Source organism: Ancylobacter sp. SL191, assembly GCF_026625645.1.
GTDB lineage: Bacteria > Pseudomonadota > Alphaproteobacteria > Rhizobiales > Xanthobacteraceae > Ancylobacter.
Genome location: NZ_CP113056.1, coordinates 2386703 through 2401662, shown reverse-complemented (window position 1 = coordinate 2401662; position 14960 = coordinate 2386703). Strand labels below are relative to the sequence as shown.

Below are 14960 nucleotides of genomic sequence, written 5' to 3'. Positions count from 1 at the left end.
AAGGGCGTTGCGCGACAGGGAGCACGACGAGCCCGCGATGAACATCCCCGTCCACCCCGCCATCGGCCTGCTGCCGCCCGCCATCGAGCAGGGCAAGTGGCAGAAGCTGGCCGAGGTGTTCGGGTTCGACCGCTTCCGCCCCGGCCAGCAGGAAGTTGTGGATGCCGTGCTGGCGGGCGTGCCGACGCTGGCGGTAATGCCGACGGGCGCCGGCAAGTCGCTGTGCTACCAGCTTCCCGCGCTCGTTTTTGGTGGACTGTCGCTCGTCGTCTCCCCGCTCATCGCACTGATGGACGACCAGGTAAACGCGCTGAAGCTGCAGGGCGTCGCCGCCGAGGCGATCCATTCCGGCAAGTCGCGCGAGGAAAACATCGCGATCTGGCGGCGCGTGGCGGCGGGTGAGGTGAGCCTGCTCTATCTCGCCCCCGAGCGGCTGCTCACCGAGCGTATGCTGGCGGCCATCGCCCGCCTGCCGCTGGGCCTCATCGCCATCGACGAGGCGCATTGCATCTCGCAATGGGGCCATTCCTTCCGCGCGGAATATCTGGCGCTGGGCAAGCTGCGCGAGCTGTTTCCCGCCGCGCCGCTGGTCGCGCTGACCGCTACCGCCGACAAGGCGACGCGCGACGACATCGTCGAGCGGCTGTTCGGCGGGCAGGCCCGTGTCTTCGTCTCCGGCTTCGACCGGCCGAACATCTTCATCGGCGTCGAGGAAAAGAAAGACCCGGCCCGGCAGATCGAGAGCTTCGTGCGGGCACGCGAGGGCGTCGCCGGCATCGTCTACCGCATCTCCCGCAAGAAGGTGGACGAGACCGCCGAGCGGCTGCAGGCGGCGGGCGTGCGCGCGCTGCCCTACCATGCCGGCATGAGCCCGGAGGCGCGGGCGGCCAATCAGGAAGTGTTCCTGGCCGAGGACGGCGTCGTCATGGTCGCCACCGTCGCCTTCGGCATGGGCATCGACAAGTCGGACGTGCGCTATGTGCTACACGCGGATTCGCCGGGCACGCTGGAAGCCTATTATCAGGAGATCGGCCGCGCCGGCCGCGACGGCCAGCCCTCCGAGGCGCTGCTGCTCTATTCCGCCGGCGACATCGCCACCCGCCGCCGCTTCCTCGACGAGGAGCCCTCCCCGCCCGAGCGCAAGATGGTGGAGGCCCGCCGGCTCGACGCCATGGTCGGCTTCTGCGAGGCGGTGACCTGCCGGCGCGCCGTGCTGCTCGGCTATTTCGGCGAGCGGGCAAAGGCGTGCGGGGCCTGCGATGTCTGTCGCGATCCGCCCAAGGTGGTGGATGCGAGCCGCGAGGCGCAACTGGTCCTGCGCCTCGTGCGCGCCACCAGCGAGCGCTATGGCGCGGCCTATATTGCCAGCCTCGTTACCGGCCAGCGCAACGACCAGATTTGCGGGCGCGGCCATGACCGCCTCGCCGATTTCGGCGCGGGCGGCGACAAGCCGGCGACCGAGTGGCGGGCCCTGCTGCGCCAGCTCGTCGCCACCGGCGCGCTCAATGCCGACCCCACACGCTTCGGCGCGCTGGTACTGACGGAGACCGGCCTTGCCGTGCTCGGCGGCACCCGCGCCTTCACCCTGCGTGCGCCCTCCAAGCGCCGGCGCGAGAAGCCCGGACGCGGCGAGAGCGCCACCGAGCTCGCCCCGGCCGAGAGCGCCCTGCTCGGCAAGCTTAAGGCGCTGCGCCGGGAACTCGCGGCCGAGCGCGGCGTGCCGGCCTATGTCGTCTTCGCCGACAAGACGCTGGAGGAGATGGCGGTGGAGCACCCGCGCAGCCGCACCGAGCTCGCCTCCGTGCGCGGCGTCGGCGCCGCCAAGCTGGAAGCCTTTGGCGCCGCCTTTCTTAAGATTCTCAAAGAATTCTCTTAAGAATTTCAAAGAATTTAGGTCAGGAAGTTTTCCACTCCGACGTGTATTCACGAACGGCAAATCCGGTCCTAGACTGAGTCCCAACGGGCGACAAAAGCCCGGAACGCACCCAGCCCCGGGATGGAAACGATGGAATTCAAACTGCTTACGGTGGCCGTTGCCGCCGCCACCCTTGCCGTTACCGCCGTCGGCGCCCATGCGCACGGCCCGACCCGCCAGAAAATCTCCGAGAAGATCATCATCAACGCCCCGCCGGACAAGGTCTGGGCCGTGGTCTCCAATTTCCAGGATGGCAGCTGGATCCCGGTGGTCGCCACCACCGAGGGCACGGGCGGCAATGCGGCCGGCGCCAAGCGCACCCTCACGCTGAAGAACGGCGCGACGGTGAAGGAAGAGGTCGCCAAGCTCGAGCCGGAAAAGATGACCCTGATGTACCGGATCGACGAGGTCGACGTGAAGGTGCTGCCGGTCACCAACTATTCCTCCTGGCTGGTCGTCACCCCCGCCGAGGGCGGCGCCAAGTCCGAGGTCGAGTGGCGCGGCGCCTTCTACCGCGGCTACCCCAATAACGACCCGCCGCCGGAGCTGGACGACCAGGCCGCGATCAACGCCGTCACCGGGCTCTACAAGGCCGGGCTCGACAGCCTGAAGAAGAAGATCGAAGGCGGAAGCTGAGGCGGTGGCGCCGGTGAATCCGCTGGCGCAACACGTCCCCTCTCCCCCATGGGGAGAGGGCTCTTCCCCACCTTGCTTTGTCATCCCGGCCGCGCGTCAGCGCGAGCCGGGACCGCCCACCGTCATGGCGCGATCCCGGCTCGACCTTCGGTCGTCCGGGATGACGACGATCCGGGTTCCGGGGCGTCTCGCCATCCTCCTCGCCGCCCTTCTCCTCGCCGCGCCCGCCCGCGCGGATGAGGCCTTCGTCACCTCGCAGCCGGCGGAAACGCTCTCCATCGTCGATCTGCCGACGGCCAAGGTGGTCGCCACCCTGCCCATCCCCGGCAAGCCGGCCGGCATCGCGGTGGACCCTTTGGGCCGGCGCGCCTTCGTCACCTCGCCGGACGGCAAGGCGCTGACCATTCTCGATGCCGCCACCCGCACCGTGGAGCACCGCGTCGATGTCGGCGGCGGGCCGCTCGGGGTCGCCGTGCACCCCTCCGGCAGCCCGGCCTATGTCGCGGACTGGTATCGGCACAAGATCGTCGTGGTGGATGCCGCGCGCGGGGTGCTGACGGGCGAGGTCGAGGTCGGCGATTCCCCCTCGGGTCTCGCGGTGACGCCCGATGGCGCGCTGCTGCTCTCGGCCGACCGCGATTCCGATCAGGTCAGTTTCATCGACACAGCCACGCTCACCCGCCTCGGCACGGTGAAGGTCGGCGCCCGCCCCTTCGGCGTCACCATTGATGCCGAGGGCAGGCGCGCCTACACCGCCAATGTCGCCTCGGACGACGTGACCATCGTCGACATCCCCGCCCGTGCGGTCGTCGGCACGGTGAAGGTCGGCCAGCGGCCCTATGCGGTGGCGCTGGCCAATGGCCGCGCCTTCACCACCGACCAGTACGCCTCGACCGTCACGGTGTTCGATACCGGCAGCCTCACCCGCCTCGCCACCATACCGGTCGGCGACTACCCCGAGGGTATCGCCGCCAGCCGCGACGGCACGCGCGTCTATGTGGCGAACTGGGAGAGCAACACGCTCAGCGTGATCGACACGGCGACGCTCAAGGTGATCGCCGATATCGAGGTCGCGGACGGCCCGCGCGCCTTTGGCGCCTTCATCCGGCGCACGGACCCCTGACGGCCACAGGCGAAGGGCGCGCCGGTCATCCGCCTGTCACACGGAACACCGACTCACAGGCTCGAGTGCCGAGCCCATGACATGGAACGATGTGGGCGCGCACGCGCAGGAGGTCGAGATGAATGAAGAGTTCTGGCACGGGCGCTGGCATAACAACCAGATCGGCTTCCACGAATCCGAGCCGAACCCGCTGCTGCTGAAGCATTTCCGCGCGCTCGACGTTGCGGAAGATGGGCGGGTCTTCGTCCCGCTCTGCGGCAAGTCGCACGATATTGGCTGGCTGATGGCGCAGGGTCACCCAGTGGTCGGGGCCGAACTCAGCCGACTTGCCGTCGAGGCGCTGTTCCACCAGCTCGGTCTCACCCCTGCCATCACCCCGCTCGGCCCGCTGGAGCGGTTCGAGGCGGCGGGGCTCACCGTCTTTGTCGGCAATCTCTTCGATCTCGACCGCCACGCCCTCGGTATCGTTGACGCGATCTATGACCGAGCCGCACTCGTCGCCCTGCCCGACCATATGCGCGCGGGCTATGCGGCGCATCTCATCCACCTCACCCATGCCGCGCCGCAGCTGCTGATCACCTTCGAGTATGATCCGTCGCTGGCGATCGGCCCGCCCTTCAGCGTCGACGCGCATGAGGTGCGCCGGCATTACGGCGCGACCTACCGTCTCGTGGAAGCCGCGCGCGAGCCGACGAAGGGCGGCGTCAAGGGCCACCCGGCACATGACGGCGTCTGGCTCATGCACCGCCGCTGACGGCGTCGCCCCGTCCTCGCGCCTCAGATGGCGTATTCGCCGGGCTGCTGCGCCGCCGGGGCGCGGCAATCGACGCCCGGCCCGCCATTGACGAAGAGACGCGCCCGGTCGAGCCGCACCGCGACCTTCTCGCCGATCGGCACGCGCACGGTCGGGGCGATGTCGGCCTCGAACAGCGCGGAACCCACCTCGATCTCCACCCGGCGGATCGCGCCATGGCGGCGGAAGCCGCGCACCTCGCCCTTGAGGCCGGGCGTGCCGGGAAGACCCAGCGAGACGTCATGCGGGCGTACATAAAGCAGCCCCGCCCCGTCCGGCACCGCATGGGTGGCCGCCGCGATGGGCGTCGTGCCGGCAATGGCGACGCCGTCGCGCACCTCGACCTCGATCCGGCTCGATTCGCCCATGAAGCCGAAGACGGCGGCGGTGGCCGGCTTGTCATAGACATCGTCGGGCGTGCCGACCTGCTCGATCTTGCCCTTGCCCATCACCACCACGCGGTCGGCGAGTTCGAGCGCCTCCTCCTGGTCATGGGTGACGAACAGCGTGGTGTGGCCGGTGCGGTCATGCAGCTCGCGCAGCCATTTGCGCAGCTCCTTGCGCACCAGCGCATCGAGCGCGCCAAAGGGCTCGTCGAGCAGCAGCACCTTGGGCTCGATAGCGAGCGCGCGGGCGAGCGCCACGCGCTGGCGCTGGCCGCCGGAGAGCTGGGCGGGGAAGCGCCCGCCAAAGGCTTCGAGCTGCACGAGGGCGAGCAGGTCCGCCACCCGCTTCTTGATCTCGGTGTCGGAAGGCCGCTCGGCGCGCGGGCGCGAGCGCAGGCCGAAGGCGACGTTCTCGGACACCGTCATGTGCCGGAACAGCGCGTAATTCTGGAACACGAAGCCGATGCCGCGCCGACGCACCGGCACGGAGAGCGCGTCATGCCCGTCGAACAGCACGCGGCCATGGCTCGGCTGCTCCAGCCCGGCGACGATGCGCAGCAGCGTGGTCTTGCCCGAGCCGGAGGGCCCCAGCAGCGCCACAAGCTCGCTCGGCTTCACCTCCAGCGACACGTCCGCCAGCGCCGGCGCACCCGTGCCGAAGGATTTGCCGACCTGGTCGATGGTCACCGCGACGGTCATATATTCACTCACATTAGATGTATTAAATTGAATTCACCGCAAGATATCTGAAAATTCGCCGCTGTGAACCCTTCTCGTGCGGCCCGGATGACGCTTGGCCCGTGATCTGCTAGGCGCAGGACGCCCACAGGAGCCCCCCCATGACCGAGACCACCGCCCACGCCAGCGCCCCTCCCGCCCCGCCGACGCTGGCCGCTGTGCCCCCCGGCAAGGTCGCGTCGATCGTCACCTTCCTGGAGATGCACGCCCAGCCCGCGCCCCTGCCGGCGCCCGACGCGCCCCATCTCAGCCTTCGCCACGTCGCGGCGCCCGAAACCGGCTGGTATCGCGACCTGTTCCGCCGCATCGGCGAGGACTGGCTGTGGTTCTCACGCCTGCAGATGAGCGAGGCGGAGCTTGCCGCCATCATCGGCAGCCCGGATGTCGAGGTCTACGCCCTCTCCCGCACCCAGCCGGATGGCACCAGCATCGACATCGGTCTGGTGGATGTGGATTTCCGCACCGAGGGGGAGGCGGAGCTGGCGTTTTTCGGGCTGGTGGCCGGGGAAACCGGCTCAGGCGCGGGACGGCTGATGATGAACCTCGCCACCGCCCGCGCCTTTGCGCGGCCGATCCGGCGTTTCTTCGTCCACACCTGCACGCATGACCTCCCGGCGGCGGTCGGCTTTTACCGCAAGTCCGGCTTCGTGCCCTATGGCCGCGCGGTGGAGATCGTCGACGACCCGCGCCTCGACGGCACGCTGCGCCGCACGGCGGCGCCGCATGTCCCGATCATTGAGTGAGAGGGATGAGGGGGCCGTCGGCAGCCGACACTGCCTAAAGGATTCAGCCAAAGAGTCTTCCGCTGGATCCCGGCTCGCCTTCCGCGGGCGCTACAGGCGTCCGGGACACGGTGTTGGCTCGACGCCTCGCTGAACGCCCCTCGTTCCCCGGACGAGGGGCGCCGCGCAACGATGATCCGGGGCCCAGGAGAGACACCGCCGAAGGCGGCGACATCCCTACCCCCCGGAACAACGCGAAAGCGGCCTGCGGGAGCCTCAGGCCCCCAGCGCCGCCCGGCCGCGACCGGCACGGACCGGGATTTCCACGGGAACCTCGAGGCCCCGTTCGCGCTCGCCGAGTGCCTCGACCTTCTTCAGCTCCTCCAGCGCCGCATCGAGCAGCGCCTTGGCGTCGTCGAGCTGCTGCTTCAGCTCATCGGCCGAGAGGCGCAGATTGTCGCGGCGCGTGGCGGCGGCGCGGGCATAGGTGGAATAGGCGAAATGCTGCGTATCGGTGATGCCGGTGCGCTGTTCCTCGGCCTCGATCTCGCGGTCGAGGTCTTTCGCCATGCGGTCGAAATCGCCGATCATCGATTGGATCTGCGCGAAATGGCGGCGCTTTTCTTCCGCCTGGAACCGCTTGAGGCGGATGAGTGTATCAAGCGACTTCATGGTCGGCTGTTACTCCACTCTGTCGGTCCGGCGCCTGTCCCTGTCATCCTCATCGGACGTCCCCCGCACGCAACCGGTTCGAGCCGCCTTTACGCGGCGGCAGAGCCATATTCGCCGCCAGATGTTGCCGCTTCCTTACTCCTGTGGAGCCAAACGGTAGCGCGAGGCGGAATCTGCGACTCTTCAAGGCGATGGAAACGATTTGTTTACCGGCCTCGTTAATGATCGGGGCATCGTCCGGTGCGGACAGTCGATGCGGCGAAAGCAGAGTCGACTGACTCACTTACCAGCACTTCTTAAGATTCGACTCCAGCCTCTGGGTTGAAAAATTCTGGTTCAATGCCAGCCGCTTGCGGAAAGACTCGAAGAAAATTTCGAGACCCCGCTTGTGCGCGAGAATCAGATTTTGTTACCCCTAATGCACGAGTGAACGAATCGGGTGTGCCGGGCCGGGCGCGGGGAGGGGTGGCGCGCGGACCAGAGTAGTCCGACGGGCTGAACCCCCCGGGGCCATGGCGAGGGAAGGGGATTGGCATGCGCGTCTTGCTCATCGAGGACGACCGCGCGACCGCGCAGAGCATCGAATTGATGCTCAAGTCCGAGAGCTTTAACGTCTACACGACGGATCTCGGCGAAGAGGGTGTCGATCTCGGCAAGCTCTACGATTACGACATCATCCTGCTCGACCTGAACCTGCCGGACATGTCGGGCTACGACGTGCTGAAGGGTCTGCGGGTCGCCAAGGTGAAGACGCCCATCCTCATCCTCTCCGGCCTCGCCGGCATTGAGGACAAGGTGAAGGGCCTCGGCTTCGGCGCCGACGACTATCTCACCAAGCCGTTCCACAAGGACGAGCTGGTCGCGCGCATCCACGCCATCGTGCGCCGCTCCAAGGGCCACGCCCAGTCGGTCATCACCACCGGCGACCTGGTGGTCAATCTGGACACCAAGACGGTCGAGGTCGCGGGCAACCGCGTGCATCTCACCGGCAAGGAATACCAGATGCTGGAGCTGCTCTCGCTGCGCAAGGGCACGACGCTGACCAAGGAGATGTTCCTCAACCATCTCTATGGCGGCATGGACGAGCCCGAGCTGAAGATCATCGACGTATTCATCTGCAAGCTGCGCAAGAAGCTCGCCAACGCCTCCGATGGCCACAACTTCATCGAGACGGTGTGGGGCCGCGGCTATGTGCTGCGCGAAATGGGCGAGCAGGACCAGCGTATCCCGGCCTGAGGGGCCCGCCCCTCGCCTGCCATCAGCCGCTGCTGAAAGCCCCGCCCCGGCGGGGTTTTTCGTTGTCGGGGCCGGCCGAAACTGGTGACGCGACCGTCATCACCCTGGCGAGCCGTCATCACCACAGCGCCGTCATCCCCGGACTTGATCCGGGGATCCATGACTTCCGCCAGCGGCAAGCGCTGAGGGTTTTTGCCAAAGAACTCTGCGCTGGATCCCGGCTCGGCGCTCCGCCTACGGCGTCGCTGGGCCGGGAAACGGAGGCGGAACGCCGCCGTTCGCGTCCCGGACCAGCCGCACGCAGCGCGCCGCCATCCACACAGCACGCCGTCATCCCCGGACTTGATCCGGGGATCCATGACTTGGGTGCGCGCGGGAGTCGTGGATGGCCGGGCCAGGCCCGGCCATGACGAGGTTGGTGGGTGAGGTGAGGAAGAACCGTCCTATTTCGCGTTTTTCGCCAGCCAGGCCTTGAGGAAGGCGATCTCGCTCTCCTGCGCCTTGATGATCTCCTGAGCGAGCGCGCGCAGTTCCGGGTCCGTGCCGTATTGCAGCTCGATCCGCGCCATATCGATCGCACCCTGATGATGCGGGATCATGCCGCGGGCGAAGTCGACATCGGTATTTCCGGTGAAGCCGATGCCCATGTCCTTGTGCATGCGGGCGTTGGCGGTCTCGAAGGCCTGGGTGGACGGCGCGCCGGCCGCCGTCGGGGGCGTCGCGCCGGACGTCATCGCGCCATGATCCATGGCGCCATGGTTCATGCCGTCCATCGGCATGGTCTGGGCAAAGGCTGGGGCCGCGGCGAGCGAAAGGCCGGCGAACAGCGCGGCCGCGAAAAAAGTCTTCATGATGTGTCTCCGAATGAACTGATCGTGCCCGGCCACAGCCGGACGGCGAGGCGATCAGGCCGGTCGGGGTGGCGGCACCGGAATGGCCGGCACGCGGCCGATCAGCAGCGAAGCGCCGGGTACGGCGCGCGTCGCGACCTGCCACAACGGCGGCTCCAGTGTGGGCGCCACGAGAAGTGGCGCGACGATCTGGGCGAGCACGCAGCACAGATGGCGGCTGGCGGAATCAAGCTTGTCCGCCGTCGCCGCGTGTGGCGCGGTCACGGCGGCTGCGTCCGACACGCTTTCATGGCAGGGCATCGGCGCGGCGCGCAGGGAGGTCGCGGCAAGCCCCGCTCCCGGTCCCGCCAGCGCGACCGCAAGCGCCAGCAGCGCCACAATAAACCGTAAGTGTCGGATCAGCCGCATCGGCCGCGCCCGCATGGTCATCATGGCGTGACACTAGCAGCCGGGAGCGTCGGCGTTGAGACCGCAACACCCCTCATGCCGCATCCGTGAAGTGTGATGTCGCACCCGGCGTCAGGCGACCGCCGCGTTGCCCGGCAGCAGGGCGGCGATCAGCCCGACCACATCGCCCGCCGGCACCACCGCGTGGAAGCCGGGCGGCGGCGCCGTCTCGCGGGTCGCCAGACCGATGCGCCGCGCCGCACCGCTCGTGACGGCAACCGCGCCATAGGCATCAAGATCGACCAGGATGATGTCGAAGCGCCCGCCGGCGAGTTCCGCCGCGCGCGGGTCGTCCGCCAGCGAGACGTCGTGCCCCATGGCATGCACGAGGTCGCGCAGTTGCTCGCGCGCAGGCCCCTGGGGCGCGGCGACCAGCACGCGGCCGGTGCGCGTCGTGGTCGGCACGGTTTCCCCGGGCTCCAGCAGGCGGAAGCGCCCGGTGCCGGTGGCGAGATAGCGCGCTCCGTCCACCCGCTCCACCCGGCCGGGCGGGGCGAGGCCCAGCACCTCGTCGACGGCGAGCGCATCGCCCTCCCCGCCGATCAGCAGCAGCATGCGCCGGCCCGGCTTGAGGCTGACAATGCCGGCGCCGCGATGAATGTCGTCGATCGGGCTCATGCCGCGCAGGCTGGCGAGGCGCACCGCCTCCGGCTCCGCCCGGCCCGCCCGCACCAGCAGATGCGCGCTGTCGCGGCTGGCCTCGGGCACGCGCGGGCGCGGCAGGGCGACGCCGATCGGCAGGTCGACCAGAGCGGCCTGCGTGCCGTCCGGGAGGCGCGCGACGCCGCCGATCAGATCCTCGCAGGGCCAGAAATCCTGCCGCCAGGCCGGCGGCATCACCTCGAGAGAGGCGCTCATGCGGGTCGGCAGGTCGTCGAGCAGTACGGTCGCCCGCACCTTGCCGGCCTCGCCGAACAGCACGAGCGCGCCGCGCGCCGGGTGCTCGACGGTGAAGCCCAGCCGGGTGGAGAGGCGGATCAGCGGTAGGCCGCTGACGCCGAGCGTGCCGGCGGCGGCCATGCGGGCCATCTTGTCCCAGCGCGCGCCCTCGAGCGGCACCACCTCGACCACGCGGGCCGCCGGCAGGGCAAAGCGCATCTTGTGGAAGGCGAAGACCATCACCTCCGTCCGGGCCGCAGCGCGCGCCGCCCCGCCCATGGGAACGCGCAGGCTCGCGGCGGCCTCGGCCGCCACCGCGGACAGGCTGCCCATCCCGGCGCGGACCGCGGGGGGCACGGAGGTCGGCCCGGCGGATGTGAGATCAGAACGCGACATGAGGCGACCAGCGGTACAAACGAGGGCACATGCCCACAGCATGGGCAGCCCCAGTGTCGCCGGATCGCGTTAATGTCTTCTGAAAGACGCTCACCTAACGGGAGCGGGAGGCAACGCTGTCCCCGACGGCGTCGCTCAGCCGCGCTCGGCGGCGATCACCACCGTGTCACCGTCAAGCGCGAGGGTGACGGCATAGCCGGTCGCCCGCGCCAGCAGGCCGGTATAGTGCGGCTGCACCGCATGGGCGTCGAGCGCCCCGCCCTCGGGCGCCGCGCCGGCCAGCAATTCGACCATATGGGCGGGAATGCGCGAATGGCTGCCCTGGGTGCGCAGGCGGAAACCGCCCTCCTCGCCCTCGCCGGTCGCCTCGATGCTGATGCGCCCGCCGCGCGGAATGGTGGAGGTCGCGACCATGAGCAAATTCAGCAGCAGCTTCACCTTGTTCTTCGGCGAGAGCGTGCGCGGCACGGTCCATTCCAGCGTCGTGCGATCGTCCTGGATGAAGCCGCGCGCGACATTCTCGGCGTCGCCCGTGTCGATCTGCGCGCCGGCCGAACCGGCGGCACCGAAAGCGAGGCGGGCGAACTGGAGACGGGCCGAGGCCTGCCGCGCGCTCTTGGCGATGAGGTCGAGCGCGAAGGCCTTCATGCTCGGGTCGTCCTCGTCCTCGAGAACCTCCAGCCCGTTGACGATGGCGCCCACCGGGCTGATGACGTCGTGGCAGACGCGCGAGCACAGCAACGCGGCGAGGTCGAGCTTGTCGAGGTTGACGACGGTGGTCATCGCGTCTCCTTGCGGAAATCGGCGGATCGGTACGGCGAATCGCGCGCAAATCACCCGCGCTGGTTTGCGGGTGTGATACACCGCCCCCCCGACCACGCCAACCTTCGCCACAATCGCGCCACACCGGGTTTCGCCATGACGACCGCGCTCTCCTCCCCGCCCCCGCTCTTCTCGGGCGATCCCGCTCTTCTCGCGGCGCTGGCGCAGGCGGCGCTGAAGGCCGGCGTCGAGATCCTGCGCATCCGGGCAGAGGGCATGAGCACCCGCTACAAGGCCGATGAAAGCCCGGTCACCGCCGCCGACCTCGCCGCCGAGGAATTGCTCCGCGCCGAGCTGGCGCTGCTGCTGCCGGGCGTGCCGGTCATCGCCGAGGAGGCGGTCGAGCAGGGGCGCGGCGAGGCGCCGGCCGACACCTTCCTGCTGGTCGATCCGCTCGACGGCACGCGCGAATTCATCGGGTCGAGCGGCGAATTCACCGTCAACATCGCGCTGGTCGAGGCCGGCGTGCCGAGCCTCGGCATCATCTACGCCCCGGCGGTGGAAAAGCTCTATGCTGGCGGCAGCTTCGCCTCGGGCGAGGCCCGCGCCTTCCGCGCCGCCCGCGCCGCCGGCGCGCCGGTGGATGCGGCGACGTGGGAGCCGATCCGCTGCCGGCCGATCCCCGATGCCGGGCTCATCGCCATCGCCAGCCGCTCGCATCTCGATCCCGACACGCGCGAACTCCTCGCCTCGCTCGACATTGCCGAGAGCCTGAGCTGCGGCTCGGCGCTGAAATTCGGGCTGGTGGCCGAGGGGCGGGCGGACATCTACCCGCGCCTGTCCACCGTCTGCGAATGGGATGTCGGGGCCGGCCATGCGCTGGTGCGCGCCGCGGGCGGCAGCGTGCGCCGGCCGGACGGCAACCCGCTGCGCTATGGCCGCACCGAGGCCAAGTACCGGGTGCCGGCCTTCATCGCCTACGGCGCGCAGGGGTGAGCGCGCGAGCCCGCATCGGCACCGGCATATCGTTGGGGAAGGCGGTGCGCGGACGGACGAAGGTAGTCGTGTCTGCCTTCCTAAGGTCGCACTCCGTGCTATTGATAGGCTCCGGGTTCTCTTGGCAGGGCGACCGGTTCGGCCGTTAGGTCAGCCATCGCGCGTGCCGCCATTCCTTTTTCGAGACCAACCGCGAGACCGACAATGCCGACCTTGCGCGCCCTTCTTGCCTGCCTTGCGCTCCTTGCCCTTCCCGTCCTCGTCAGTCCGGCCGCCGCGCAGTACAAGCAGCCCGGCCCCTCGAACAGCACCTATTCGAGCGACGAACTGGTCCAGCAGGGCCATGGCTTCTTCGGCGAAGTATCGCGCGGGCTCGCCCTCTCCATCGAGAAGGCGGTCTCCCAGTGGGGCCAGCCCAATGGCTACATTCTCGGGCAGGAAGGCTCCGGCGCCTTTGTCGGCGGCCTGCGCTACGGCGAGGGCACGCTCTACACCCGCAACGCCGGCGACCTGAAAGTCTTCTGGCAGGGCCCCTCGCTCGGCTGGGACTTCGGCGGCGATGGCGCCCGCACCATGATCCTCGTCTACAACCTCAACTCCATCAACGACATCTTCCGGCGCTTCGGCGGCATCTCCGGCTCGGCCTATTTCGTCGCCGGCTTCGGCATGACGGCGCTCGGGGCGGACAATATGGTGGTGGTGCCGATCCGCTCCGGCGTCGGTGTCCGCCTCGGCGCCAATATCGGCTATCTCAAATTCACGCCCACCGCGACCTGGAACCCCTTCTGAGCGCGGACGGGGCTTTTCGACAGGCGGCCGGGACAACCCGGCCGTTTTGGTGTCTGGTGGCCCGTTCCCGCGCGTTCCGCGTGGAAATGCGGTAACGATCTTTCGTAACGCTCGGCCAAGCGCTCTCGGCTATGAGAGAGGCGGGGCGTCAAGAGGCGGCGATCCGCCGCCGCCCGTCGGGCACTGCCGGCGGGACCGCGTAGAAGAGTGAGACTCGCATGATCGAAGTGATCATGTACTGCGCCATCGGTTTTCTCGCGGCGACGCTGCTCGCGCTGCTGACCCTTCCGGCTGTCTGGCGCCGCGCCGTGCGTTTGACCCGCCGGCGCATCGAGAGCGCCCTGCCCGTCTCCATGGCCGAAATCCAGGCCGACAAGGACGAGGCACGCGCCGCCTTCGCCCTCGCCGTGCGCCAGGCCGAGATGCAGACCCAGCGCCTGCGCGATGAGGCCGCGCTGCGCCTCACCCAGATCACCGGCCAGGCCGAGGAGCTGGTGAAGCGCCAGACGCGTCTCGACGAGCTGACCACCGCCCTCGCCGACCTCGAATCCCGCCATGCCACTCTGACCGAGCACGACCGGCAGGTCACCGACGAGCTCGCCCTGCGTAGCGGCGATCTCGCCGAGACCCGTGCGGCGCTCGCCCAGACCCGCACCGAGCTCGCCAGCACCCGCCGTACGCTGGAGGCGACCGCCGGGCGCGAGGAGGAGCTGAAGGTCGAGCATATCGCGCTCACCACGCTGCGCGACACGCTGAAGGACCGCATCACCGATCTCGACCGCCACCTCACCGCGGCCAATGCGCATCTGTCCGCTGAGCGCGAGCGGCTGCGCCAGACCACCGACAACCTCGTCACCGAGGTCGCCCGCACGCGCGATCTGAAAGAACGCCTCGCCGCCACCGAAACCGAGCTTGGCGCCGTGAGCACGGAAGCCTCGGCGCTGCGCGCGGAGCTGGCCGGGCTGCATCTGAAGGTCGATGACCTGACCCGCCGCACCCACGCCGCCGAAACCCGCCGCGCCAGCGTCGAGGCTGATGCCGCGCGCCGCATCTCCGACGCCAGCTCCGCCCGCGAGATCGCGCAGGCCGAAGCCCGCCACGCGCAGGACATGGCCCGGATGGTCGGCGCGGAGAAAGCAATGCTGGAAGGCGCCCTCGCCAAGGCCCGCGAGGACCGCGCCAGCCTTCAGCAGCGTCTCGACGGCCTGCTCCCGGTTGCCACGGCCGGCCGGGCCGATGGCGCGCTGCGTCAGCACATCAGCGAGATCGCCGCCGAGGTCGCCCAGCTCACCGCCGCTCTGGAAGGACCGGGCTCGCCGATCAACGCTCTGCTGGCCGAGGCCGCGCCCACCCGCAAGGGCGCGCCTCCGAGCCTGGCCGACCGCATCCGCGCGCTGCAGGACAAGGCCCGCCGCCGCGCCCCGCTGCCCACCGGCGAGGGCATTCCCGTCGATCCGGCGGCGATGGAAGCGGCACGCGACGTCGCCCGCGAGGCCGCCCGCGCGCGCGAGACGCAGCCCACGCCCTCCGCCGCCGAGTGAGGCGCGGCGCCGCTCCGGTGCCCCTCCATCCCGCTTCCGCGCCCGCCTGCCGCGCCAACGGCAGCCGCGCGCCTCGCC

15 protein-coding genes are annotated in these 14960 nt (G+C 69.3%); 9 read left to right on the top strand and 6 right to left on the bottom strand.

The window, feature by feature from the left end; genetic code table 11:
- The first annotated feature begins 37 nt into the window (after positions 1–37).
- From recQ to tmpT, 4 genes are all read left to right on the top strand, one after another.
- On the top strand, positions 38–1876 hold the full coding sequence (recQ, locus tag OU996_RS10820) for a DNA helicase RecQ (protein ID WP_267581613.1): 1839 nt from the start codon (positions 38–40) through the stop codon (positions 1874–1876).
- Between the two features lie 129 nt (positions 1877–2005).
- The gene (locus tag OU996_RS10815; protein ID WP_267581612.1) at positions 2006–2551 is read left to right on the top strand and encodes an SRPBCC family protein; all 546 of its coding nucleotides are present in this window, start codon (positions 2006–2008) and stop codon (positions 2549–2551) included.
- Positions 2552–2711: 160 nt separating this feature from the next.
- Positions 2712–3674 (top strand): YncE family protein, encoded by a 963-nt coding sequence (locus OU996_RS10810; RefSeq protein ID WP_267581611.1) that lies wholly within the window; start codon positions 2712–2714, stop codon positions 3672–3674.
- Positions 3675–3792: 118 nt separating this feature from the next.
- The gene (gene tmpT, locus OU996_RS10805) at positions 3793–4428 is read left to right on the top strand and encodes a thiopurine S-methyltransferase (RefSeq protein WP_267581610.1); all 636 of its coding nucleotides are present in this window, start codon (positions 3793–3795) and stop codon (positions 4426–4428) included.
- A 23-nt stretch (positions 4429–4451) separates the two neighbouring features.
- Here tmpT and OU996_RS10800 read toward each other — a convergent pair whose 3' ends face one another.
- Positions 4452–5552 (bottom strand): sulfate/molybdate ABC transporter ATP-binding protein, encoded by a 1101-nt coding sequence (locus OU996_RS10800; RefSeq protein ID WP_267581609.1) that lies wholly within the window; start codon positions 5550–5552, stop codon positions 4452–4454.
- 140 nt (positions 5553–5692) lie between these two features.
- On the opposite strand from OU996_RS10800, the gene OU996_RS10795 reads away from it, so the two are divergent.
- Positions 5693–6334 (top strand): GNAT family N-acetyltransferase, encoded by a 642-nt coding sequence (locus tag OU996_RS10795; protein ID WP_267581608.1) that lies wholly within the window; start codon positions 5693–5695, stop codon positions 6332–6334.
- Between the two features lie 255 nt (positions 6335–6589).
- Here OU996_RS10795 and OU996_RS10790 read toward each other — a convergent pair whose 3' ends face one another.
- Positions 6590–6985: a flagellar export protein FliJ gene (locus tag OU996_RS10790; protein ID WP_267581607.1), complete on the bottom strand. Its 396-nt coding sequence runs from the start codon at positions 6983–6985 to the stop codon at positions 6590–6592.
- Between the two features lie 534 nt (positions 6986–7519).
- On the opposite strand from OU996_RS10790, the gene ctrA reads away from it, so the two are divergent.
- Positions 7520–8221, top strand: a complete 702-nt coding sequence (gene ctrA / locus OU996_RS10785; RefSeq protein WP_267581606.1) for a response regulator transcription factor CtrA — start codon at positions 7520–7522, stop codon at positions 8219–8221.
- 443 nt (positions 8222–8664) lie between these two features.
- Here ctrA and OU996_RS10780 read toward each other — a convergent pair whose 3' ends face one another.
- The 4 genes from OU996_RS10780 to chpT all read right to left on the bottom strand — a co-directional run bounded on the left by OU996_RS10780 (position 8665) and on the right by chpT (position 11577).
- On the bottom strand, positions 8665–9072 hold the full coding sequence (locus tag OU996_RS10780) for a DUF305 domain-containing protein (RefSeq protein ID WP_267581605.1): 408 nt from the start codon (positions 9070–9072) through the stop codon (positions 8665–8667).
- Between the two features lie 54 nt (positions 9073–9126).
- Positions 9127–9480, bottom strand: a complete 354-nt coding sequence (locus OU996_RS10775; protein WP_267581604.1) for a hypothetical protein — start codon at positions 9478–9480, stop codon at positions 9127–9129.
- 111 nt (positions 9481–9591) lie between these two features.
- On the bottom strand, positions 9592–10731 hold the full coding sequence (locus OU996_RS10770) for a chemotaxis protein CheW (protein WP_267581603.1): 1140 nt from the start codon (positions 10729–10731) through the stop codon (positions 9592–9594).
- A 198-nt stretch (positions 10732–10929) separates the two neighbouring features.
- Positions 10930–11577, bottom strand: a complete 648-nt coding sequence (gene chpT / locus OU996_RS10765) for a histidine phosphotransferase ChpT (protein ID WP_267581602.1) — start codon at positions 11575–11577, stop codon at positions 10930–10932.
- A 135-nt stretch (positions 11578–11712) separates the two neighbouring features.
- Here chpT and cysQ point away from each other — a divergent pair, with 135 nt between their 5' ends.
- The 3 genes from cysQ to OU996_RS10750 all read left to right on the top strand — a co-directional run bounded on the left by cysQ (position 11713) and on the right by OU996_RS10750 (position 14882).
- Complete coding sequence (cysQ, locus tag OU996_RS10760) at positions 11713–12552, top strand: 3'(2'),5'-bisphosphate nucleotidase CysQ (RefSeq protein ID WP_267581601.1); 840 nt, start codon at positions 11713–11715, stop codon at positions 12550–12552.
- A gap of 204 nt (positions 12553–12756) precedes the next feature.
- Positions 12757–13341 (top strand): DUF1134 domain-containing protein, encoded by a 585-nt coding sequence (locus OU996_RS10755; RefSeq protein ID WP_267581600.1) that lies wholly within the window; start codon positions 12757–12759, stop codon positions 13339–13341.
- Positions 13342–13559: 218 nt separating this feature from the next.
- Entirely contained in the window at positions 13560–14882 is a 1323-nt protein-coding gene (locus OU996_RS10750) for a hypothetical protein (RefSeq protein ID WP_267581599.1), read from the top strand.
- Positions 14883–14960: the final 78 nt, after the last annotated feature.

Excerpts from the sequence above, each read along its gene's own strand:
- OU996_RS10800 (WP_267581609.1), bottom strand. The coding sequence starts at position 5,552 with ATGACCGTCGCGGTGACCATCGACCAGGTCGGCAAATCCTTCGGCACG.
- OU996_RS10755 (WP_267581600.1), top strand. The coding sequence starts at position 12,757 with ATGCCGACCTTGCGCGCCCTTCTTGCCTGCCTTGCGCTCCTTGCCCTT.
- cysQ (WP_267581601.1), top strand. The coding sequence starts at position 11,713 with ATGACGACCGCGCTCTCCTCCCCGCCCCCGCTCTTCTCGGGCGATCCC.
- chpT (WP_267581602.1), bottom strand. The coding sequence starts at position 11,577 with ATGACCACCGTCGTCAACCTCGACAAGCTCGACCTCGCCGCGTTGCTG.
- OU996_RS10810 (WP_267581611.1), top strand. The coding sequence starts at position 2,712 with ATGACGACGATCCGGGTTCCGGGGCGTCTCGCCATCCTCCTCGCCGCC.
- ctrA (WP_267581606.1), top strand. The coding sequence starts at position 7,520 with ATGCGCGTCTTGCTCATCGAGGACGACCGCGCGACCGCGCAGAGCATC.
- tmpT (WP_267581610.1), top strand. The coding sequence starts at position 3,793 with ATGAATGAAGAGTTCTGGCACGGGCGCTGGCATAACAACCAGATCGGC.
- OU996_RS10750 (WP_267581599.1), top strand. The coding sequence starts at position 13,560 with ATGATCGAAGTGATCATGTACTGCGCCATCGGTTTTCTCGCGGCGACG.
- OU996_RS10790 (WP_267581607.1), bottom strand. The coding sequence starts at position 6,985 with ATGAAGTCGCTTGATACACTCATCCGCCTCAAGCGGTTCCAGGCGGAA.
- OU996_RS10795 (WP_267581608.1), top strand. The coding sequence starts at position 5,693 with ATGACCGAGACCACCGCCCACGCCAGCGCCCCTCCCGCCCCGCCGACG.
- OU996_RS10780 (WP_267581605.1), bottom strand. The coding sequence starts at position 9,072 with ATGAAGACTTTTTTCGCGGCCGCGCTGTTCGCCGGCCTTTCGCTCGCC.
- recQ (WP_267581613.1), top strand. The coding sequence starts at position 38 with ATGAACATCCCCGTCCACCCCGCCATCGGCCTGCTGCCGCCCGCCATC.
- OU996_RS10775 (WP_267581604.1), bottom strand. The coding sequence starts at position 9,480 with ATGCGGCTGATCCGACACTTACGGTTTATTGTGGCGCTGCTGGCGCTT.
- OU996_RS10815 (WP_267581612.1), top strand. The coding sequence starts at position 2,006 with ATGGAATTCAAACTGCTTACGGTGGCCGTTGCCGCCGCCACCCTTGCC.
- OU996_RS10770 (WP_267581603.1), bottom strand. The coding sequence starts at position 10,731 with ATGGGCAGCCTGTCCGCGGTGGCGGCCGAGGCCGCCGCGAGCCTGCGC.